The sequence below is a fragment of the Fibrobacter sp. UWP2 genome, from assembly GCF_900141705.1.
In the GTDB taxonomy this organism is placed as follows: Bacteria; Fibrobacterota; Fibrobacteria; order Fibrobacterales; family Fibrobacteraceae; genus Fibrobacter.
In genome coordinates this window covers 288,798-309,518 of sequence record NZ_FQYM01000001.1, presented here as the reverse complement: position 1 = coordinate 309,518, position 20,721 = coordinate 288,798, and the positions used below count along the sequence as shown (strand labels likewise).

Below are 20,721 nucleotides of genomic sequence, written 5' to 3'. Positions count from 1 at the left end.
CACTATAAAATGCACTAGTTTCCCAAGTGTAGGAGACTAGCATGAATGATAAAATCGCACAGGTAATTGAGGCGGACAATGGCAAGCAGAAGGCCATTGTCGTGCCCGTCGAGGCCATTGCAGGGTTTGAACGGTATTGGCGGGACTATACGTATGACAATAACCTTGCCTTACTACCCTGTAACCGGGTTAACCCTACACGTGAATCTTGGGAAAAGCTCTGCAAGACCGTCCACCACGCCTTTGCTTGTGGCCTGGAATCCAATGATATGACCCACGGAGAGGTAATTGAGGACATCGCCTTTGCCCTGGACTGCTTTGCCGACCTCTGTGACTTCCCGAGGCACGACTGGGACACCGACTACAACGAGATGTACCCGGTGGAGGACGAGACAGCGCGAGGCTGAAATCATCAAGGAGGTCGAGGAGATGAGGAAGCCGAAGCTCGACGTGTCGGACTTTGCCAAGATTTAGGTGTTGTTTCATAAGAGGTGTAGGAGAATATTATGGCTAAAACAAAGAAGAGCTTGGGTGCGGCAGGTGGAGGGCAAGGTGTCCCTTCGCCCATGCATGGCGAGGATAAGCCCGGTTCACTTACGGGACCTGCCGTCACCCTCGACAAACTGGTGAACGACGAACTCGACAAGGAGTATGGATGGATTGGCCAGGGCAACATCATTGCCCGCCTCGACGCCATCCTGCGCGAGCTTGTCCGGGCAAGAATGGAGCGGTCGCATGTCTAAGGAAGGCGTGAAACATAACGTGGAACATTCCGGGGCAACCAGGCGCGGAACCGTGACCGTAAACAAGAAGAAGGAGGAAGGCGGAAACCTTACTCCGTTCACCACTCTCACTGCCAAGAAAGCCCAGGAAGCGGCAACACGGGCACGTAATCTCAGGAAGGCGATGCGTGCAAAGATATTGCAGGCTGCTGTCGACGAAGGCATCGACAAGATGTTCATTCAGGCGATGAAGAACTCGGACACCGACCGCATGAAAATTATCGAGTCGGCAATGAAGCTGACGGGGCTCGATTTCGGCTCGTCCGAGGAGGCCGTGCAGAAGGTCGACCTGAAAGCAGACACGACCCTGAACGGCAAGGTCGACAGCAAGCTCGAACTTGTCTTCAAGGACTTGCAACCAAATAAAGAGGGTTGATGCAGGTAGAGCTCGAGCGACTTCCAGTCCAGAAGGAATTCATGGAGTCGACGGAGGATTTCGTTGCGATTGTAAGCTCGCGCTCTTGCGGTAAATCATGGATTGCCATGCTCTGTGCCCTGACCGACATGATGCAGGGCAAGAACGTCATCTATTGCAGCCAGACCGACGGTGCATTTTATAAAGGCCCCTGGAAGCACCTGCAGGACTTCCTGGTAAAGTTCAACCTTCGCGACCGCTGGAAATGGAACTCCACGTATAAGACCGGCACGCTCTCGCTCGGCAACGGCATAGAGAGCAAGATGTACATGGGTAGCTACACCTCCGACTGTGATGAAGTGAGAGGCGCCACTGAGATATCAGCACTTTACCTGGATGAATTCGTTTTAAGCAAGCCAAGCGTGCTCGGGGCCCTGACTCCCTGCATGCGCGGCCATGACAACTACGGCAACAGCATAGACAGGATTAAAATCCGCGCCGTGTCGACACCGAACATGGAAAGCCTCTGGCAGGTCATGCTGGTCGAGCACGAGAAATATGGCATCAAGCTGCTGCGTGCGAGGCTTGCGGACATGCCCGAACACATGGTCCCGCAGTCTGTAAAGGACGGCATCGCCGCATCCATATTCTCGGCGGACCTGCGCCGGCAGGAAGTCGACGGCGAAATCATCATGGCGCAGGACGCGACGGCCCTGATTTCCCTGCGCGAGTTCCCGACAGAGGTGCCGTACTTCTCCGACGACCGTGTCTACGGTGGCCTGGACATGGCGCATGGCGGGCAGAGGGACAGCCACTGCTTCGGAGCCATCAAGGGCAACCGCCTCGTGGCCTTCCACCAGTTCGGCGTCTGCGATTCCCTGGAAGTGGCAAGGTGGATTCGGAACTTCAACAAGAAGTACAAGATGACATCGCTTAACATGGATATCGCGTGGTCGGAGGCGGTTTTCGAACAGCTCCGGTACGAGGTACCGTGCCGCCAGGTGTCGTTTGCCGAGAAGGCCCCGACCGAGCAGGAGCAGAGACAGTACGGCAACATCAGGGCATCCGGTTTCTTCAAGCTGTGCCAGATGCACCGGGAAGGCCTGTGCGTGGACGTGGAGCCAAACGAGTTCATCGACGAGGACATCGTTGCCGAGTACAAGCGCGAGATAACCAACATGCACTTCACCATCGCCAACGATGGACGACTCCTAATCGAGAAGAAGGATTTAATCCGTGAACGCCTGCACCGGAGCCCTGACCCGGCCGATGCACTGATGCTTGCCGCCCTCGACCGTATCCTTCGTATCGACCCTAAGTTCAAGGCGAACACTGTTGCCTCGGTTTCCGCCGAAGAGGAAGCGGAAATCATGGAAGACGTATAAACTGAAGTGAGATAGTTTACAGGATGTAGGAGTCGTAGATGCCAAGGATTAACTGCTGGGAGAATGCCGATGCGTTGGCGATGGCGGTCAGGCTGCGCAAGACCGATAACTGTCCGCCCGAGATAGACAACCTGTACGGGGAGATAGTACAGAGCATGGTCAACATGGCCACGGCCTTGCTGGTCCAGGCGCCTAAGTACAGGGCGCACCGTGCGGAGCTGATGAACGAGGACGTGCAGGCCACGATGCTGTTGCACGCATTGGCCGCGCTTGAAAAGAACGTTGACACACGTAGCCCGAAGAAGCTGGTGAACTACTGCGTCAAGGTGGTCCAGAACCGGCTCAGGAACCACGTCCGGGACACGACCAGGCGCAAGGCACGCATCGAGTTCGTGACCGATACGGTGCTGGGCATTGACATTTCCGAGGTCGGGCCGGTGGCCTGCAACCTCGACGGTCGAAGAATCAACAACGTGAAATCACACAAGGTCGACACGGTCGACCGCAACATGAACTAACAGGAGCACAATATGGCATCCAAATTCGAAGCTCTGTATGAAGAGATGAAGGCCGACACCGAGCCGGCAGAAACCACCACCCAGGTCGAGGACTCGCCTGCCCCGGCCGTCGAGGACAAGCCCGAGGAAGACCCGGCGCCTGCTGTCGAGGACAAGCCCGAAGATACGCCCGAGGACAAACCGGAGGACAAACCGCCCGAGGACAAGCCGGCCCCGATACCCGAGGACAAGTTCCAGCGTGCCGAGTTCGCGTTCAAGCGTCAGCTAGGTCGGCAGAAGGAAAAGTACGAGGCCGAACTGAAAAACCGTGACGATAAGTACGACAAGCTCTCCCAGGAGTTCGAGGAACTTAAAAAGCGCATTCCCGAAAAGAAGGACGAGCTGACCCGTGACAAGTTCGGCGACGACGAGGATTTCATACACGCCCTGAACCAGCGCGACTTCGAGAAGTTCAAGGAAGAATGGGTAGCCGAGAACAAGAAGAAGCAGGAAGAGGCTGCCGAGGCCGCACGTAGACAGGCCGAGGCCGACCGTGAACTGGCCGACCGTCAGAACGCATGGCTCAACAATGTAAACGCTGCGTTCGCCGGTGACAAGGCCCGTGAAAACACGTTCCTGAACAAGGTCCAGTATGCGACCGACAAGGGCTTCGGGAATATCCTCGACAATTGTCCGGTGGCGGCAGACTACCTCATGAACAACCCGAGGGGGCCTGTCGTGCTCGAGCACCTGCTCGACAACCCGGATGCGTTCAGCCGAGTATTCAACGACCAGATGACTTCTCAGCTGGACATCTACTACGAGTTGCGCCAGCTCGACTCCGAGCTCCGCAATGCCGCCCCTGCCGAGACTGCACCGGCCAAGCCGAAACTGCCGAACCTTGGCAAGCCGGGCAAGCAGGCCGGCTCTGGAGCTGCCCCGGACATCTGGACTGACGACAAGGCCATGAAGGCCTACATCAGGAGCCATCGATGAAGAAGGACGGGTCGATGGGAATCGAGGACGTCCAGTTCCTCGACAAGGACGGCCGGGTATACCTGATTGGGACTGTCGAGTACTTCGCCTCCGAGGAAGGGCAAATCCTTGAAAAGGCGGTACGGGAGATAAACCAGTTGCGTCAGGAAAATGGCTAAAAAGGTGGTGGTTACACCACCTTTTTTTGTTTTGGTGTTGTTTCTGGAAGTAGGAACGAAAAATTCCCCGGAGCTTTGCCGTCATAAAGTATTCGCGACCGGCCGCGTGATGCCGACCATTTGCCTCCTTGATTTTGTCCGTAGAGGCGCGGGCGCCAAACAGACAAACTCATTCAAAAATTTATGGAGGCCAAATAATGGCTGGTACATTCTCCAAACGCAAGGCCCTGCGGCTCCTTGCGGCTGCTGTTGCAGAAAAGATGCCGTATATCAAGAACGCCGGTTCGCTCTTCCCTCAGTCTTACATGAAGGGCGCCAAGTACGGCATGGCTGTCCACGGGTATCTTCCTGATTGTGGCACCGTCAATGACGGCCTGGTCGCGACTCCGGACAAGGCTCACCAGGTAGAAATCACTGCCTACTTGAGAAACAAGAACACCGCTGTCGAAGTCGACATGTGGGACGAATTCACCAACATCGAAGATTTCCGTAAGGAAATTGTCGACAAGCGTTCCGGCAAGCTTGCCCGTGAAGTGCAGAAGGCTGTCATGGCCGAGAACGTGTTCCGTTCCGCCCAGTGCGTGGTTGCCACTTCCGCCGGCCTGTCCATGCTCGGTGAAGCCGCTGCCAAGCTCGAAGAGCTCCAGGTGGACGGCGACAAGGTCTGCTTCCAGACCCCGACCGTGTTCGACAAGATTGGTGACAGCACCCTCAAGAACTTCCTCCCGTCCGCCATCATGACCGACATCTACGAAGATGCCGCGCTCGGCACCTACCACCAGGTTGGCCAGGTCCAGCTCCCGGGTCTCCCGATTGTCGACACGACCGGTATGGACGCTGCTCCGACCGTGACGGCCGAAGTCGTGAAGGATGCTTCCAACAACATCATCGGCATCAAGCCCATCAACACTATCACCGGTTCCGGTACCGGCTCGCTCATCACTGGCGTTCCGTACAAGGTGTCCGGCCTGTATGTGGTCGATGAAGGCGGCATCGAGACCGCTCAGGAATACATTATCATCGTCAACGAAGAAGTCCGTTACGACGCCGATGGCAATGCCTCTACGGTCCAGTACATTCCCGAAGTGCGTGTGTCCGCCACTGGCAAATCCTATGGGAACCCAAATGCTCACATGTCCGCGAGCGCCATCGCCGCTGCCGTATCCGGCTCCGACGTGACCCTCACCCTGTCCCCGGTGCTTACCGCTTCCAAGCAGTATCTCTGCGGCCAGGCTAGGACCATCAAGGGCTTGAGCTTTGATCAGTACCGTTTCGATTCGTTGCCAGCCGCCAAGCAGGACGAAATCGGCACGTACGAGAACATCACTCTCAAGATGCAGTCTGCCCCGCAGCTGCTCAACGGTGTGAACTGTCTCCGTATCGATTTGCCTTGGGTGGCCAAGCAATTCGAAATCAGGCAGTCGGTCACGACTTACCTCGAACTGGCTTAATTGATAGCCATAGTGCTCCTACACGGGACGTGCCCTTCTTGGGTACGTCCCCTTTTTTTGTCCCGTGTAGTTTAAGGTGCAGAGAGGTTTTTAAATGTTCACAGTAAACCAGCTACTGCAAGAAGCCGCCGAGGACCTGTCGATGGTACAGGACGGAGAGCAGCTTTCCGGCAAGAGGGCGGCATCCGCCGAGGGATGCCTGAACCGTGCAATCACGGCCCTCAACTCCGACAACTTCATCAGCCTGTCCGTAAAGACGCACGACCTTATGGTGGCAGGTTCTGTCTACTTCCGCAAGCTCGAAGAAGGCGAGGAACGTCCGGCCAACACTATCGACCAGGAACCGCCCGACGCTGTACAGGGAGTATCGCGCAAGGTCGGCATCCGCTGGATTGGACTGGTTGGAGCGAACAAGGAACAGATGGACCACGCGATTACGTACTCGCTGCCCCAGCTCTGGTGCTACGAAATCACGACCGAGACGGCGCCTTCGGGCAACGAGCGCAGGGTCGGTGTCGTCAGGCTGAACGGTTCAGCACCGACCGAGCTCCGCATCTACGAGAACTCCGCCATGCCCCATTACAGGCAGGGCGACGCCATCTACCTGAGCCCGCTCTACTACAGCCTTGTCCTCTACCAGACCGAGATGTTCATGGTGGACAAGTACAAGCTCTACTCCTACGAGCCGAAGGTTCAGCTCAACCTGACCAAGGCCATGAAGGCAATCGACACCAACGCCGCCAACAACCAGCCTCTCGTGAACGGCGTGGACTCGGTCGCCGACTACATGACGCCGTACTACAACCTGCTCGGCGGCAACGGGTTCTAGGAGGTCAGTATGGCCACAAGCAAGGTGTACAATAACTTTGTCGGCTCCACCAAGAAGGCGAAGTTCCCGGCGGTAATGGGCAGCGAGTGGAGCTGCAACATGTACTATGCCAAGAACGGCAAGCAGGAATACATGGAGTCGCTCCCGGGCCTGAAGAGGCTCGAGCTGCTGGCGGGACGCTGCCGCGGCTCGTACGTGTCGACCATCGGCTTGAAGGCCGATGGCAGCCAGGAAGACATGTTCGTCGTGTTCGGCGCCTCGCTTTACCGGGTGGACGCATACGGCAACGCCACGAGGATTGGCAGAGTGGCGTTCAATGGAAGGCGGGTATCCTTCGCCGAGACCGGCGGGCCTAGGGCACTGTTGCTTGTTTGCGACGGTGCCTCCCTGTACTACTACGACCTGTTGGAAGGTGGCGAGCTCAAGCAGATTCAGCTGCCCGAACGCATCACCGCCGAGGGCGGGACGATTACGCCAAGTTCGGTGGCCGTGGTGGCAGGCTCCATCGCCGTGAACGATGCGGGCGGTTCCGGCTACGTGTACTACTCCCAGCCGTATCCGCTCAACAACGACACCCGTGAGATGTACGTGGTCCAGGACGGAAAGGTAGTGTACGAGGATGACGGTGTTACCATCAAGACCGAACAGGTCGAGTCAGACAAGCACGTGTTCGAGAACGATTACGGGGCCCCGATGTACTTTGCGGGTGAATCAAGTTCAGACAATGTCGTGGCTGTTTTTGCTGTCGGGCCGACGCTTTACGTGTACGGTTCGAAGACCGTTGAAATCTGGCAGAGGGGTTCGGGCGAGTTCGAGGACTGGATACGCACGTCCTACACTGCCCAGAACAGCTTCGGCCTGGAGGCGCCCAACAGCGTGGCCAGTTCCGGCTCCATCGTGTACTTCATAGCCAGTGGCGCCCAGTACGGCAAGGCCGTGGTCCGGGTGTCCGGGGCCTCGTTCGAGAAAATCAGCGAGGACTGGCTCGAGGAAAAGCTGTTGAAGGAATCGACTGACTCGGCATACGGTTACTGCTACTCGGTTGGCGAGCACAACTTCTACGTGCTACAGCTCAACAGCCTTGGCGAGACCTGGGTTTACGATGCTCTCGACGGTGGCTGGCACCAGAGAATTTCACGAGAAAAGCTGGCCGGTATCGAAGGCCAGTGGCGGGTCGGTTCAATCGCCTACTATCGCGAGAAGTTCTATGCATTCACGAACGACGGCATGATTTGCCGGTTCCAGACCGACTACTGGAGCGAGGACTACCCGGACGGAACGAGCCTGCCGATGGTCAGGCACAGGCAGACCCCGGTGATGACTGACGGGTTGAAACCGTTTGTCATCGAGGAGCTGGCACTGGAAATGAACGTGGGCACTTGGAAGGACTACGACCTGAAACCGGAAATTTACCTGAGCGTGTCGCACGACGGGGGAATGACCTTCGGGAACATGCACGGCGAGAGCCTCGGCTCGACCGGCGACTACTCGCATCGGGTCAGGTGGTTCAACGTGGGGTACACGAGGCTCTGCGTGTTGAAAATCACGTACAGCCATCCAACCGACTTGGTGCTTACCAGCTGTTCCATCAGGGCCGAGTCCACGGGGGCAATGATATGAGAAGCGGTGTGATAAACATGGCCTCCCCGAAGGAAGACGTGTGGGGCATCCTCACGGGTGTCTGGGGCACGTTCAGGCGAGGCGTGAACAACGAGTGGCTCGTGACCAAGTGCCCGTTCTTTGTGCACATGGAGGCCACATTACAGGCGGGCAGGCAGGAATTGCCGCTTGCACCCAACTCAACCAAGGCTTTATACTGGACCTCGAAAGACAACTCGGGTAGTTTGATTATCAGGGCAGGCGAAACAGGGTTTGACCTCCCGGAGCCGGCATTTGTCGAGGCGACATTCTATGGGGATAACGACAATGGATAACAAGGAATTGAAGGCGAAACTCATCAAGATGAGGAACGCCATCCAGGATTACCTCGACAACATCGACATGGATGCTGTCGATGAGAAGAAGGAAGATAAGAAACCTGCCGGGAAGGGCAAGGAGGAAAAGGATGTATAATCCGTTAGAAGAAATTTCCAAGGGTGTCGGCCGTATTCTCGGCACGGACAACAACGACCAGATTGATGCCGCCCAGCAAACCCTGCAGGGCATCAACACCCGTGCGAACCAGGTCTCGGCCCAGAACCGTGGCATCTACGACAACTACTGGAACCAGATGCAGGGCATGTACGGCGACAATGCTGCCAAGTACAGCGATGCCGTGAAACAGTATGCCGATGCCATTGCCAACCGTGGTGACTTCGAGTACACCGGCTCGACCGAGGACTTCCTGAACCCGGCGATGGAGATGCGTCAGCGTCAGGCTGCACAGCAGCTCAACGCCGCTGCCAGTTCTGGAGGTTCCAGATTTAGCTCAAACTATCAGGACAAGTTAATGGCCCAGAGCCAAGGAATTGCGGCCCAGGAGTGGGAGAAGGCGTTCGACAAGATGATCCAGGACCGTAGCGCCCAGCTTCAACAGTGGCAGACCGGCCAGCAGAAGATTCAGAACTTGGGCAGCCTTGCCGGGCTCTACGGTCAGGACCGTCAGGGTATTGCCGATGCAATGGGCAACTATTACAGCAACATTGCGAACCAGAACAATGCCGACCTTGAAGTGTACAGCGACGTGGCCCAGAACAGCGCGAACCTTGATGCACAGCGCAAGCAGGGCATCGGCTCGGCAATCGGGCCTATTGCACAGTTCGCCACGGCGTTCTTCAAGTAAGGAGGGTCTATGCCATTAGCGATTCAGTGGAGGTGGAAAACCCCGAACATTCAGGCGGCACAGACCGACTGGGAAAAGAACAAGACCGGTGAGAGCCTGACGCAGGCCGGCAACGCCATTGCCGACTTGCAGAAAATCCGTTACCAGAAGGCCCGTGACAAGAGGCGGGACACGATTGAGGATGAAGACCGGTCCCGCCGCATTGCGGAAGAGGACAGGCGCATCCAGGCGCAAAAGGATTCTGCCGAGCTTATCAGGCAGAGGAAGGCCGAGCGTGACCAGCTGGTTGCACAGCGTGCCCAGATTCAGGCACAGATTGACGAGTTGAAGGCAAGGATTGGAGGCTAGTAGATGGCGGTCCAGTGGTCGACAGTATTGAAGGCATTGCCAACGTTCCTGGCCGGTCTGTTGCCGGGAATAGGTGTCGGCCGTATGGCTGCAGGCGCCATTGCCGAGCGTGCACTTGGTGACAACTTGAAGGGCGTGGCCTTTGACTATCCGGCGTTTACCAAGGATTTCAACTACCCGATGGTGCAGGGTGGCCATACTTCGACCGTTACAAAGAACGGCCGTATGATTACCACCAAGTTCCCGTCCCTGAACGAACATATCAACCGTGCGAACGAGAGTGCGGCCCTGGCCCAGTCCGTGGCCGAGCACAACCGGGCCATAAAAGCAGGTAACGAGAAGGACCTTGAACAGTGGTGGCCGGGCGAGGACACCGAACCGAGACTTACGATAAGCCCGTCCAGCTCTGCCGTTGAAGGCATCCGTATCAACAAGGACGGGACTGTGCAGGTCAAGTGGTACAAGGGTTCGAAGTGGTACACGTACAAGGCCGGTGCCGATGCAGGCGCCTCCTCCAAGATGGCGATGGAACTGCTTACCTCCCCGAGTATTGGCCGTGCGGTTGCTCGTGAAGGCGGTCGTCCGGGACACCGTGTCCGTTGCCAGTATGCACATACTGACTCCAAGGACGTAACTGCAAACAAAGTAAAAGACAAGAATATGGGCTGGTGGGGCGAGAAGTACTACAACCCGAACTATTAAGGAGCTGAACGATGGCTTTTAGATGGAAACAGTATGGTGACCGTACACCTGATGACTACGGGATGGTGCCGCCGGAAATCGGTGAACAGCAGGCCGTGTCCATGCAGGGGTACACTCCCAACTCCGCATTTGCACCGGTGAACAACGCCCCGGCTGTCTCTGCATCTGCTGCAATGGCTGGGTACCGTCCAATCAATTCCTATACAACTGGCATTGCCTTCAATGCCCGGCAAGGTTATGGCAGGGGTATGGCTCCGGACAATATGGACGTGTACGAACAGTACCGCGCCGATGCTTCCCGTGAAGCTGCTGATGCTGAGAACCGAGCCGTAATTGAAGGCGAGATTAACAAGTTGCAGGCACAGCTGAACAGTATCGATGCCCGTATCGCCCAGATTGACAAGGAAGTCCCTGGCATCGGCGGGAACGAATGGGAAATCGCCGCCAAGCGTGCAGAGGTCGGCGACTTCTCGGCATACGACAACATCGTGAGCCGTGGCCATAACCGTATGGCCGAGGCCAAGTCTACTGCCAAGGGAATTGAAAACGAACTGTACAATGCGGCCAAGCTGACCTGGGGTTTGAAGGCCGACTCCACCGAGGACCGGGCAGCGGCAAGGAACCAGATTGAAGTAGCCCTTGAACGTGCCAAGTCCGAGGCCGACAAGACAGGCGCTGCTCTTCCAAGCATCTACTATGAATTGGAGGAAAAGCTTGCCAAGTCTGATGAAGACAATAACCAGGACATTGGCAATGCTAATGCCAGAATCACTTCCAACGCGATGTTCCTCAAGGCTAATAAAAAGACCCTTACTGATGCCGACATCGAGGCAATAAAGGCTCAGATTGAGGCGGACCCGAACGGCGAGGAAACTGAGGCCCTTAGAGGACTTGTCAAGCAGTACGAGAACGATACCGTCGAGAAGCGTGCTGCTCGGGCTCGTGAAAAGGCAGCAGCAGAGAAGCTCCGCAAAGAGGGCCTTAATAAGAGCAAGGACGACCTGGAAAAATGGTGGAATGGTCTCACGGTCAAGCAACGTGAACTTCTTACAAAGTACGGATACAAAGTCGACCTTGTAAAGGGGACGATTCAATAATGGCTACCAAGTTCAGTGAAATAATCGCAGCAAGAGAGTCCAACCCGAAGACCCCGGTACCGGACGAAATCCTTGCCATCCGTGACACCACGCCCGGTGTCACCGACCAGCTGTATACCAACAATGTCATCGACGCCTTCGGCGGCACAGACAAGATGCCGTGGTGGCTCACTGGTGATGACGGTATCAAGTATTCTCGTGACCCGGTCATTCCGACCCTTCCGATGATATTGAAGGCGCTCGGCCTGACCGACGACGACCCGAAGAAGGTAAAGAATGCCCGGTCCGCCGCAAGAAAGTTCGTCGAGGATTGGAAATCCAAGAAGGATAACTGGAAAGAAATCATCATGGAGAACAATCTCCTCGGCGAACGTGGTTGGGAAACGGTCAAGGACATGTGGAAACGTGCCAACATCGACCTGATGAATGAGGACATCAAGGCTGCCCGTTTAAAGGCAATGGAAGATGCCCCGCTTGATTACGGCCTGTTTACACTGCCCAACATTCCAGGCTCTACCACACTGACAAAAATTGCATTCCCGCGAGCCACTGAAAGACTGGCCAATACTGGTTCAGTTGAACCACAGGATGTTGCGCTTGAACTTGGCAACATCGGTCTCATGTCCATTCCGGGTTCCGGCTTTGTGAAGGCCGGCGGGGCCATTGCCAGGCATGCTGTGCCGAGTGCTGTCCTGAAAGCCAAGAAGGCAGCCGATGAGCTCCGCAAGAGCAGCTCGGCCGTAGCTTCCACGTTGCCTGGCCTCGCAGGTGCTGCTGCCAACACGGCTGGCAACGCGGTTGTACCGCTCACATCAGAAATTCTTGATGATGTTGTGTACGACCAGGGTGAGGGCATGGACGAACGTGCCAACTTCTCAGTTGGCGATGTTCTTCTCGGCACTGCAGTTAATCAGGCAGTGAACCGTGGTCTCTTGCAGATGGCCGGTCCATTGGCCGACAAGTATTCCGGTGCTCTTGCTCGTGGTGCAGGTGCCAGGAAGGTGCGAGACATCCTGTCCAACCTTGGCAAGTCCAAGGCCGAACTCGGCAACGCCTTTGCCAACGACATTCGACTGAACAATACCCAATTGGTCCGTCCGTTCACCAACGGCACGGCCATTACTCCGGGTGAACTCAGGGCCTTGCAGAACGGGCGCAACATTATTCCGGAAGGTATGAACCTTGAAGACGTGATGAACAACATGGAACTTGCGAAGGTTCTTGACGCTGTTCACAACGGTACAATCACGTTCAAGGATGCGAAGGCCATTAACAATGCCGTGAAAAGAGCTACTGAAGATGCGAAAAAGGTAGTTATGGGAGAGGCCAAAGAAATGTCTGCCGCTGATGCAGAAAAGGCCGCCCAGTATGCTCTGGAAACCGGAGACTTCTCCGGTCTGGTGAAGCGCAATTCCGACGTGAATATCATGAACGATATTGCAAACAGTGGCCGTCTTGCACCGGGTCTTAAACCATCTGACATCCTGAATGGCCTGGAAGCGGTACAGGACCTTGCAAGTAAACAAGCTCTCGGTAAGAAGACTGTCGAGGAAGCGTTCCTTAAACATCCGGAACTGTTCAATTATGCCTACTGGAAGAACGGCGCCTCCAAGACGGACAAGTTGTTCAACGCGCTCAATCAGGCCGAGGCAAGCCTTGTCGTCAACGAGGCCGGACGTTCCAAGTTCGCCCGTGAAGTTGCCGACGTAGTGAAGGAGGACATCGACTCCAACCGTGAGGAATCCAAGAACCAGGCCAAGAAGGCCGGGGTTGCCCGTGTTCTCGATGCAGGCAATAAGGCCCAGACATTGTCAGCCGATGACCATAAGTATCTGCAGCTCATTGCCGACAATCCGGACGTGATGACTGTTGGTCTGTCCGACCCGGCCGAGAACGACAAGTTCAAGCTCTGGCTCATCACGGGCGGCAATGACCTGCTCCGTGGAACAGAGGCTCACAGGCCGCTGTGGAAGGTAGAATAGGGTAGTTTACTTCACGAGAGGTTTAGCATGACCGACAAGTTGGAAAAGTTTAAGAAGTTCGCATCCAAGAGCAAGGCAGCCTATGCTTCCCTGCACGAGAGAATCAAGGTTGACCGTGCCTTCATGAGTGGCGCCAAGCAATGGACCTCGGCGGATGACAACTTCATCGACCCGAGCCGTAACCGTATCACGGTCAACGTGCTCAGCAACCAGTGCCACAGCGTCTCGAACAGCTACAGCACTTTCCCGTTCACCTGGTTCACCGGCAACGCCGATGTTGACCGTGAAGTGGACCAGTTCTTCAACGTGGACTCCAACAGGTTCGCCTCGGAAGAGGCCCTGCTGGACACAGTCTCGTTCGGTTTGGGCGTGCTTGCACTCGGAACCGACATTGACGTGGCGGGCAACACCGTGCCGGTCATCTACGCGGTGAACGACCTGGAACGAGTTCTCCTGGACCCTGATTCGACCGAACTCGATGGCGGTGATATGATGGAAGGCGGGCTGGTCGATTACAGGTCACGTGACTGGGTCCGTGTCCACATGGGCGACGAGTTTGTGCCTGACGAAAACAAGAAGATGATTATAGAGAATGCGACCTGTAACGAGCTCGTTCCGATTATCACATACTACTGGCTTGAACAAGACGGGTGCCATGTCGCGACGTTCGTCAACGACCGTGAAGTACCGATGGCGGAAGGCGAGGACGTTATCCCAATCCATAGAATACCGATATTTCCTGTCTGGGGAGAGAGGACCTGGGATGAAAACGACAAGCAGACATACTGCGGCTTAGTATCGAAAGCTAAAGATGTTCAGAGGATTGTAAATTACAGCATGGTCCAATTAATGGACCGTCTTGCACTTTCCCCGAAGCCGCAGTGGGTCGGCTACATGGAAAGCTTCAAGGGCTATTCCAAGTACTACAAGAAGGCCGGTTCCGGCGTGAACCCGATTGTCCCTGCCCAGCGTCTTGCCAACGACGGCACGACCATTCTCGAACTCCCGAAGCGTTCCGACGTGAACATCCAGTTCACGGACCTGCAAGGCATCATGGACGGTACACTGAACATGATGTCTTCGATTACGGGCGTGGACAGCAAGGGCCTCGCCAATGTCGAAACCGAAGTCACGGCGACTGCCGTGCTCTACACGAGCAAGGTATTCCAGAACAACGTGAAGCACTATTTCAGCCACCTCCGTACGAGCTTCAAGGCTCTCGGTGACACGGTCATGGTGATGCTCGGCCACCCGGATATCAAGGTGGAAATTGCTCAAGGACCGGAAAGCTATATGGAAATGCAGACGGCCCGTCAGGAACTGACGGCCTTGATGGGCGTGGTCGAGCCGAACCAGAAGGGCGCCCTTGTCAATGCAATCCTCAGGACGCATCCTGACAATGAAATCCTTGCCCAGCTCTATGTCGACCTCAATTCTATGCAAGCTCCGACTCCGATGGAAATGGAGATGCAGAATGTCGCAATGCAGATGAAGCAGGCCCTTTACGACAAGAACATGCAGATACAGCAGATGTCTGCCCAGCTCGAAGAGTACAAGAAGCAAATCGAGAACACTTACAAGGACAAGCTATTCCAGATTAAGAAGATGGAACTTGAACACCAGTTCGGCATCGAGGACAAGATTCTGGATGCCCAGCTGCAACAGGGTGCCGATGCCGACAAGGCCGCAGTCGATGCGGAACGCGACCGTATCAAGGTCCAGTCCGAGGCAACGTCTGCCGCAATCAAGGCCGAGTCCGAACAGATGGACCTCGACCACAAGGCCGAGAAGTACCGGATGGACCTGGAGAACAAGGAACTCACGAACCGCATCAATATGGCAAGCAAGATTTTCGGGGGTAGCGCATAATGAAGATGTGCATAGTAAACGAACCGTTTATCGACCGTTCCACCGGCCTTCCGGTGGAAGGGCGTCTCACCGTCCGTGAACACGGCTCGTCGGTGATTATTCCCGTGTACACCCTGGAAGGTCAGGACTTTGTCGAGGCCGAGAACCCGACCCTGATTCACGGCGGCTATGTCGATGCATCACTGTTCACTGAGGTCGGCCTTGTCGACCTTGTGGTGGAAAAGTACATCGGTGCCGAAGGCATGATGGCCATCGACAGCCCGGACGAGGACTTTGAACAGCTCGATATTTTCGAGTACGGCCTCGACTACGACTTCTCCGGCCTGAACGTGGTCCGTGTTGGCGATATGGAAGGGCTCCGTGATGCAGACCCTGCCATCGGCATTGTCGAGGTCAGGTGGTATTCCACGCCGGGCGACTGCGTGCCCCGCACGTACGTCTGGGACGAACTGGCCCAGAACGAGGAAGACGGCGGCTACGTGGTAAGGAGCAACAATTCCGATTCCGGGCGATGGATACTGATGTGGTCTGACGATGTTCTTCCTTGCAGCGTCTACGGTGTCACTGCCGGTGAAGAAGCCAACATGAACCTGCTCCTGAACTACCCGGACGTGGTCGGCTCTTTCCTGCTCAAGACCGCACCTTGCGTGCGTTTCTTGGCAGGCACCTACGAGAGCGAGGTCAGGTTCTCCACTCCCAAGGAACTGTGCTTCGACAAGGGCGCCAAGTTCCCGAAGGCCACCTTCGCCTGCCCGAACATCAGATTGTTCAACCCGTCTGCCGACTACATCGCAGACTTCGAGTTCACGGGCGCCAACGTCACGGCTCATTCTAGCTGGTTCAGGACGGCCAACGCCTTCCTGCTCAGCGGCGCAAGCACGCTGTTAATCGACCCGACGAACTATTTCGGGAACTCCGTCGTGAAGTATGCCCTGTCGCTGGAGGGCAAGGTAATCATCGGCGCCAACAGGCTCCCGTTGACATACCAGTCCAATGCCTACATCGGCCTGCAGAACTGCACCGTCGAGGGGCGGGTATTCTCCCGTACGCTCGACTACGTCAGGTTCATGAGCATGGCCGGTGACAAGAACCTCATTACGACCGGGACGTTCGACCCGGGCCGTATTGTCGAGGGACACCACACCCAGTACGACATGGCCCCGGACCTTGACTGGTTCGAGAGTCCGGACAACTTCGTAGCCGTGGCTACCGAGCGCAAGACTCGCATGGGCAATGTCTATCCTACGACTGTCATTGACTTGCAGGGCCGTACATTGTCGAACAGCATCTACTTGAACGCCACCAACGGCTTTACCGGGCTACGGAACGGCTCCGTCAACGGCGAAATCTTCGTGTACGGCTCGGCTTGCAACCTGTACAACGTTGTCGGCTCCGTTAGCGTGAACGCTACGGACTGTGCTCTATTTGCAGAGAACTGCCTCCTGACTTTCCCCGCCGCTCCCTCCGGCCTTGCCCAGCTCGTGGCACGCGACTGTGACATCACCATGGCCGGCAACCCGGCCGTAGACGTGTCCACTACGGCGCTGAACATTTCCGGAGGTACCTTCCTTGGCTTCCTCGGCGTCAGCGAGCCTTACACCAAGTCCAAGAACGTGGTGTTCCAGAACGTGCGCCTTGCCGGTTCCACAAGGTGGAGGCTCAACCGTCTGTACTGCCACAACTGCGTAGGCGACGTGCTCATCGACATGTATCCATACGAGGAAAATTCCTCGTACTGGTACGAGCTCGACTTCCAGCGCAACAACTTGCAGGGCAGTGGTAGGATATGGTTCACGGGCGTGTTCTCTCCGACAGAGCCGCGCACTGACATGGCCGGGAACGTCAAGTTCGGCGTGTGCCGTATTTTGAACAACGATTTCAGCGGAGGTGCCGGTGGCGTCAAGATGCTCCGCGAGCACCCGTATGCATTCACGCACTTCATGAACCCTGTATGCGGGCCGTGGGAGTACAGTGGCAACACCGGCGACTGCCCGGTGGTGAAACCGGCTCGCATCTCCAACGCGACTACGTTCTCGCAAGAAAAGAAAAGCTCCCCGTCAATGGTCGGCCAGCAATGGATAATTTCCGACAACGTTTTCAACGCCTGGGCGCCATACCAGATTACACTGTCGCAGGACATTCCCGAGATGGCACAGGCTGGGGACGGCCGCGAGGACTGCATGGCCGAGGTTGTGGCCAGTATCGGCGAGAGCGCATATCCAAGGAATGTAGCCTTCGGCTGGTCCGCCGGCCTTCCCGTGCCGTCCGACCTGATGGATGAAGATGCCAACAACCAGTTTACCGAGTACCTGTGCCTCACATGGGACTTGCCTATCATGGACGTTCCGGGCGGCATCACCAGGTTCCCCTAGTGTAGTTTCGTAATCGAGAGGTTAGCGATGGCTCTTGCATACTTACTTGATCCGTGCCTGCAATTCCAGAACAGGGCAGGCGTGAATAACGTATCCGGCTGGTGTGAAGTTTTCCGTATGGACACGGACGACCGTGCCGAAGTATACTACGATTTCACCGGCACACTGGCCCCGGCCAAGATTGTCATCGACAACAATGGCCGCGCCCCGATGATTGTCGAGGACGGTATCCCGTACAGGCTCGAGGTCTACCTGCCCAGCGGGGAACTGCTCTACACGCAGCAGCCGTTGTATCCGGGCGCGGGCGGTGGCGGAGCAGGCAACATCGTTGACGTTATTTCCTCTGACGGGTCCATCGGGGTCGACAGGAGCGTAAGTGGTTCCAAGGTCACGTTCGACCTTACCGCGCACGTCGAGGACGACCCGGAACTGCTCGGGTACATCGAATGCTCGGGTGCGACCATCGAGGACGGTTACTACAAGCCGACCGTGGTTGAAGGCACTATGGAAGTCGGCACGTACGGCGTGCTGCTGACGGGTGGCCAGTACTACCACGTTACCTCGCATATCCGTGCGACCAAGACCGGCATCAGCCCTAACTACGACCAGGTTTCAATCGACTTTTACATGTACGCGACGCCTCTTACCTCGGTGTGCAGCAAGAAGGAAATTGTCGATTACTCCATGGGCCTTTCCCAAGAGTTTGAAGTGTCGTTTGATGTAGCCGTTGAAGACGATGCCGAACTGGTATTGAAGATAAACGGTCAGGATGTCAATGCCGGTGCCTTCGAGCTGGTTGACCTCGATATTCACAGGGTCTACTCGGGCGCCCCTTATATTCCTAGTGGTGTACTTTCCAAGGACGAGGCTGCCGAGACATATCAGGAAAAACTGATTCCAGGTGACAACATAACGATTGAGAACAACGTTATCAGTTCCACTGGTGGAAGCGGCAGTGGACTGCCGGACATCACGGCAGGCGACAACAACAATATTCTGCAGGCACATTATAGTTCCGGTGCCAGCACGGCTACTTGGGAGGACCCTGCAAAAGTCGTGGCTCGAGTACTTGGTTGTAAGTACATAACGGACAATCCGTCCGTCAACACAGTCCGTGTGCATACTGACGGCGAGGCTGTATTATCCGTAGCCGACTATATAACGAGTTCTAAACAAGTGTTGGGCGGCTCCGATCCTTATTACTACGACATTTCGCCGAGGCAACAACAGTTCCGTCTACCGGCCAACACGATAGCTGTTGTTGCCGCCGGGACCATTAATGTTCAGGATACTGTTGCAATGTTCAATGGCTGTACGAGGCTGGAAAGTATTTGTCCGATCACGTTTAGCGGACCGATACAACAATCATTTGCCATGTTTGGAGATTGCCAGTCGCTGCCGTCTAACCAGATACCTACAATGGATACGAGTCAACTGGTAGGCATGCCTTCCATGTTTAGGGGTTGCCTGTCTATGACGACACTCCCGAACCTAGACTATACAAGTGCGACGGACGTTTCTAACATGTTTGAGAACTGTTCTAACATGACCGAGTCCTGTCTGCCTCTGTATCAGCAGTTGAGCGCAAACCCGAACATAACGAGGCACTACGGATGCTTCAAGAATTACGGCATCAACACACCGGCAATCGCCGGGGACCTTGACCAGATTCCGCAGTCTTGGGGCGGTAACGCAGCGGGGTAATTTATGCGAGAAGCGATTAAAAAAGTACTTTTCAATGCGGACCAGACCGGCTACGTTACGCCGAGTGAACAGGCCCGGGCCCGCAGTAACATCGGCGTCGAGGACCTGCCTGCAAAGACCGGGCATGCCGGCGATATACTGGCGGTCAACTCGTCCGCGACAGGTATTGAATGGATTGACCAGCCGGACCTAAGCGTCTACGCGACACAAACGGACCTTGCTGGAAAGCAGGACGTCCTTACGGCTGGTTCCAACATCACTATTTTGAACAACGTGATAAGCGCTACGGATACTAACGACGTGTTCCTTGCTGAATACGGGGTGGCCACGGTTGCGGAAATTTCCGCAGCCAAGAATGCAGGCAAGGAAGTGTTAACGCTGATTCCCGGAACTTATTACTCCACAGTTGCCTACCTGCGCGAGGTGACCCGCTACGGAGCCTACGCGAACTTCGCGTCCGTCGTGTCTGACGGCGCCTCCGTAAAGATTGCCTCGGTCGACAGCTCTGGAAATTGGTCGAACTCGACCGTGAACCTCGCGACGGCATCTGGCACCAGCCTTGTGCAGAAGCTCAACTACGGCGACAGCGAGGCGTCGCGGGTGGCCACGTTGCTTATCGACAGCGATGACCCGGAAGGCTACGCACTGCTGAAAGCAGACAACGTAACTAAGGGGCACCTTGTGATGGGGCCGTACAAGGGCCTGCTCGACTCCGGTATCAACAACGGTGCCGGCAAGGGCGACGACACGACCCCGCTCTACATCGACAGCAACGGGCACTTTGTAACGTGCAACGAAATGCAGAAGAAACTAACCGCAGGCACCCGTATATCAATCGGGCCCGGCGCCCAGGATACGACCGTAATCGCCAACACGATGCACGAAAGCGTTGTAAACGACTGCATCACGTGGGACACGCTCGCCAACAACTACGACCTCGACTACTACTGGGGTAATTGGCGAGTGCACGTACACCTGAAGGGTTTTTCTGACTGGGGCAACGCCGACGAAGCTATTCGCATCCGCATCAACCATTCGTACGCGAGCGAAACCGGCAAGATTAAGTTAGGCTCGTACCAGGTCCAAAATTGTTATAAATATAAGAACGGAAATACATACGACTACACCAACTCATTATGGTACTACGACGGCAACGACCCTTATACGACGGCGATAATACCCGACCAGTATGGATTCAAGTTCCATGTAAACCCATCGACGCCGTCAAGCAATATGCCACAGAACCAGGAAGCCCATCGCTTCCTGGTAGACACGGGTGCACCGTATGGTGAATGGCTCGAACTCGATGCCAGTGTCCGATTCATGATTCCAAACGCAGCACCGACTAGTAACGGTATATACCTGTTGCTCAAGGGCAAGTACGCGTATTCGTACCAATAATGGAGGCGGCA

At 55.8% G+C, this 20,721-nt stretch carries 21 protein-coding genes; all 21 read left to right on the top strand.

What is annotated here, in order from left to right; translation table 11 throughout:
• The first annotated feature begins 41 nt into the window (after positions 1-41).
• A complete protein-coding gene (locus tag BUB55_RS01365) occupies positions 42-407 on the top strand; it encodes a hypothetical protein (RefSeq protein WP_073187515.1) in 366 nt (121 codons plus the stop codon).
• A 99-nt stretch (positions 408-506) separates the two neighbouring features.
• Positions 507-743, top strand: coding sequence for a hypothetical protein (locus tag BUB55_RS01360; protein WP_073187513.1), 237 nt, complete (start codon positions 507-509; stop codon positions 741-743).
• Positions 736-1,158 (top strand): hypothetical protein, encoded by a 423-nt coding sequence (locus BUB55_RS01355; RefSeq protein WP_073187511.1) that lies wholly within the window; start codon positions 736-738, stop codon positions 1,156-1,158. The genes BUB55_RS01360 and BUB55_RS01355 overlap by 8 nt, the downstream gene beginning before the upstream one ends.
• Positions 1,158-2,522: a hypothetical protein gene (locus tag BUB55_RS01350; RefSeq protein ID WP_073187510.1), complete on the top strand. Its 1,365-nt coding sequence runs from the start codon at positions 1,158-1,160 to the stop codon at positions 2,520-2,522. The genes BUB55_RS01355 and BUB55_RS01350 overlap by 1 nt, the downstream gene beginning before the upstream one ends.
• Before the next feature lie 176 nt (positions 2,523-2,698).
• Complete coding sequence (locus BUB55_RS01345; RefSeq protein WP_143152839.1) at positions 2,699-3,040, top strand: hypothetical protein; 342 nt, start codon at positions 2,699-2,701, stop codon at positions 3,038-3,040.
• A 12-nt stretch (positions 3,041-3,052) separates the two neighbouring features.
• Entirely contained in the window at positions 3,053-4,015 is a 963-nt protein-coding gene (locus BUB55_RS01340) for a hypothetical protein (RefSeq protein WP_073187506.1), read from the top strand.
• A complete protein-coding gene (locus BUB55_RS14155; RefSeq protein WP_159431911.1) occupies positions 4,012-4,173 on the top strand; it encodes a hypothetical protein in 162 nt (53 codons plus the stop codon). Before BUB55_RS01340 ends, BUB55_RS14155 begins: the two co-directional genes overlap by 4 nt.
• 197 nt (positions 4,174-4,370) lie before the next feature.
• The gene (locus BUB55_RS01335) at positions 4,371-5,624 is read left to right on the top strand and encodes a hypothetical protein (RefSeq protein ID WP_073187505.1); all 1,254 of its coding nucleotides are present in this window, start codon (positions 4,371-4,373) and stop codon (positions 5,622-5,624) included.
• A gap of 94 nt (positions 5,625-5,718) precedes the next feature.
• The gene (locus BUB55_RS01330) at positions 5,719-6,453 is read left to right on the top strand and encodes a hypothetical protein (RefSeq protein ID WP_073187503.1); all 735 of its coding nucleotides are present in this window, start codon (positions 5,719-5,721) and stop codon (positions 6,451-6,453) included.
• Between the two features lie 9 nt (positions 6,454-6,462).
• Complete coding sequence (locus BUB55_RS01325) at positions 6,463-8,073, top strand: hypothetical protein (protein WP_073187501.1); 1,611 nt, start codon at positions 6,463-6,465, stop codon at positions 8,071-8,073.
• Positions 8,070-8,387: a hypothetical protein gene (locus BUB55_RS01320; RefSeq protein ID WP_143152838.1), complete on the top strand. Its 318-nt coding sequence runs from the start codon at positions 8,070-8,072 to the stop codon at positions 8,385-8,387. The genes BUB55_RS01325 and BUB55_RS01320 overlap by 4 nt, the downstream gene beginning before the upstream one ends.
• Positions 8,380-8,526, top strand: coding sequence for a hypothetical protein (locus BUB55_RS14150; RefSeq protein ID WP_159431910.1), 147 nt, complete (start codon positions 8,380-8,382; stop codon positions 8,524-8,526). Before BUB55_RS01320 ends, BUB55_RS14150 begins: the two co-directional genes overlap by 8 nt.
• Entirely contained in the window at positions 8,519-9,235 is a 717-nt protein-coding gene (locus BUB55_RS01315; protein ID WP_073187497.1) for a hypothetical protein, read from the top strand. Before BUB55_RS14150 ends, BUB55_RS01315 begins: the two co-directional genes overlap by 8 nt.
• A gap of 9 nt (positions 9,236-9,244) precedes the next feature.
• Complete coding sequence (locus BUB55_RS01310; protein WP_073187495.1) at positions 9,245-9,583, top strand: hypothetical protein; 339 nt, start codon at positions 9,245-9,247, stop codon at positions 9,581-9,583.
• A gap of 3 nt (positions 9,584-9,586) precedes the next feature.
• Positions 9,587-10,285: a hypothetical protein gene (locus BUB55_RS01305; RefSeq protein WP_143152837.1), complete on the top strand. Its 699-nt coding sequence runs from the start codon at positions 9,587-9,589 to the stop codon at positions 10,283-10,285.
• Positions 10,286-10,296: 11 nt separating this feature from the next.
• On the top strand, positions 10,297-11,382 hold the full coding sequence (locus BUB55_RS01300) for a DUF5320 domain-containing protein (RefSeq protein WP_143152836.1): 1,086 nt from the start codon (positions 10,297-10,299) through the stop codon (positions 11,380-11,382).
• Positions 11,382-13,364 carry a hypothetical protein gene (locus BUB55_RS01295; RefSeq protein WP_073187490.1) on the top strand — a complete coding sequence of 661 codons (1,983 nt, stop codon included), beginning with the start codon at positions 11,382-11,384 and terminating at the stop codon, positions 13,362-13,364. Before BUB55_RS01300 ends, BUB55_RS01295 begins: the two co-directional genes overlap by 1 nt.
• A 27-nt stretch (positions 13,365-13,391) precedes the next feature.
• Positions 13,392-15,233 (top strand): portal protein, encoded by a 1,842-nt coding sequence (locus tag BUB55_RS01290; RefSeq protein ID WP_073187488.1) that lies wholly within the window; start codon positions 13,392-13,394, stop codon positions 15,231-15,233.
• On the top strand, positions 15,233-17,605 hold the full coding sequence (locus BUB55_RS01285; RefSeq protein WP_073187486.1) for a hypothetical protein: 2,373 nt from the start codon (positions 15,233-15,235) through the stop codon (positions 17,603-17,605). The genes BUB55_RS01290 and BUB55_RS01285 overlap by 1 nt, the downstream gene beginning before the upstream one ends.
• A gap of 27 nt (positions 17,606-17,632) precedes the next feature.
• Complete coding sequence (locus BUB55_RS01280; RefSeq protein WP_073187485.1) at positions 17,633-19,309, top strand: BspA family leucine-rich repeat surface protein; 1,677 nt, start codon at positions 17,633-17,635, stop codon at positions 19,307-19,309.
• Between the two features lie 3 nt (positions 19,310-19,312).
• Complete coding sequence (locus BUB55_RS01275; RefSeq protein ID WP_073187483.1) at positions 19,313-20,710, top strand: hypothetical protein; 1,398 nt, start codon at positions 19,313-19,315, stop codon at positions 20,708-20,710.
• Positions 20,711-20,721 lie beyond the last annotated feature (11 nt).

Coding starts and splice junctions, on each gene's coding strand:
- BUB55_RS01305 (WP_143152837.1), top strand. CDS start 9,587: ATGGCGGTCCAGTGGTCGACAGTATTGAAGGCATTGCCAACGTTCCTG.
- BUB55_RS01335 (WP_073187505.1), top strand. CDS start 4,371: ATGGCTGGTACATTCTCCAAACGCAAGGCCCTGCGGCTCCTTGCGGCT.
- BUB55_RS01350 (WP_073187510.1), top strand. CDS start 1,158: ATGCAGGTAGAGCTCGAGCGACTTCCAGTCCAGAAGGAATTCATGGAG.
- BUB55_RS01275 (WP_073187483.1), top strand. CDS start 19,313: ATGCGAGAAGCGATTAAAAAAGTACTTTTCAATGCGGACCAGACCGGC.
- BUB55_RS01290 (WP_073187488.1), top strand. CDS start 13,392: ATGACCGACAAGTTGGAAAAGTTTAAGAAGTTCGCATCCAAGAGCAAG.
- BUB55_RS01330 (WP_073187503.1), top strand. CDS start 5,719: ATGTTCACAGTAAACCAGCTACTGCAAGAAGCCGCCGAGGACCTGTCG.
- BUB55_RS01355 (WP_073187511.1), top strand. CDS start 736: ATGTCTAAGGAAGGCGTGAAACATAACGTGGAACATTCCGGGGCAACC.
- BUB55_RS14150 (WP_159431910.1), top strand. CDS start 8,380: ATGGATAACAAGGAATTGAAGGCGAAACTCATCAAGATGAGGAACGCC.
- BUB55_RS01340 (WP_073187506.1), top strand. CDS start 3,053: ATGGCATCCAAATTCGAAGCTCTGTATGAAGAGATGAAGGCCGACACC.
- BUB55_RS01325 (WP_073187501.1), top strand. CDS start 6,463: ATGGCCACAAGCAAGGTGTACAATAACTTTGTCGGCTCCACCAAGAAG.
- BUB55_RS14155 (WP_159431911.1), top strand. CDS start 4,012: ATGAAGAAGGACGGGTCGATGGGAATCGAGGACGTCCAGTTCCTCGAC.
- BUB55_RS01315 (WP_073187497.1), top strand. CDS start 8,519: ATGTATAATCCGTTAGAAGAAATTTCCAAGGGTGTCGGCCGTATTCTC.
- BUB55_RS01295 (WP_073187490.1), top strand. CDS start 11,382: ATGGCTACCAAGTTCAGTGAAATAATCGCAGCAAGAGAGTCCAACCCG.
- BUB55_RS01365 (WP_073187515.1), top strand. CDS start 42: ATGAATGATAAAATCGCACAGGTAATTGAGGCGGACAATGGCAAGCAG.
- BUB55_RS01360 (WP_073187513.1), top strand. CDS start 507: ATGGCTAAAACAAAGAAGAGCTTGGGTGCGGCAGGTGGAGGGCAAGGT.
- BUB55_RS01280 (WP_073187485.1), top strand. CDS start 17,633: ATGGCTCTTGCATACTTACTTGATCCGTGCCTGCAATTCCAGAACAGG.
- BUB55_RS01320 (WP_143152838.1), top strand. CDS start 8,070: ATGAGAAGCGGTGTGATAAACATGGCCTCCCCGAAGGAAGACGTGTGG.
- BUB55_RS01310 (WP_073187495.1), top strand. CDS start 9,245: ATGCCATTAGCGATTCAGTGGAGGTGGAAAACCCCGAACATTCAGGCG.
- BUB55_RS01300 (WP_143152836.1), top strand. CDS start 10,297: ATGGCTTTTAGATGGAAACAGTATGGTGACCGTACACCTGATGACTAC.
- BUB55_RS01285 (WP_073187486.1), top strand. CDS start 15,233: ATGAAGATGTGCATAGTAAACGAACCGTTTATCGACCGTTCCACCGGC.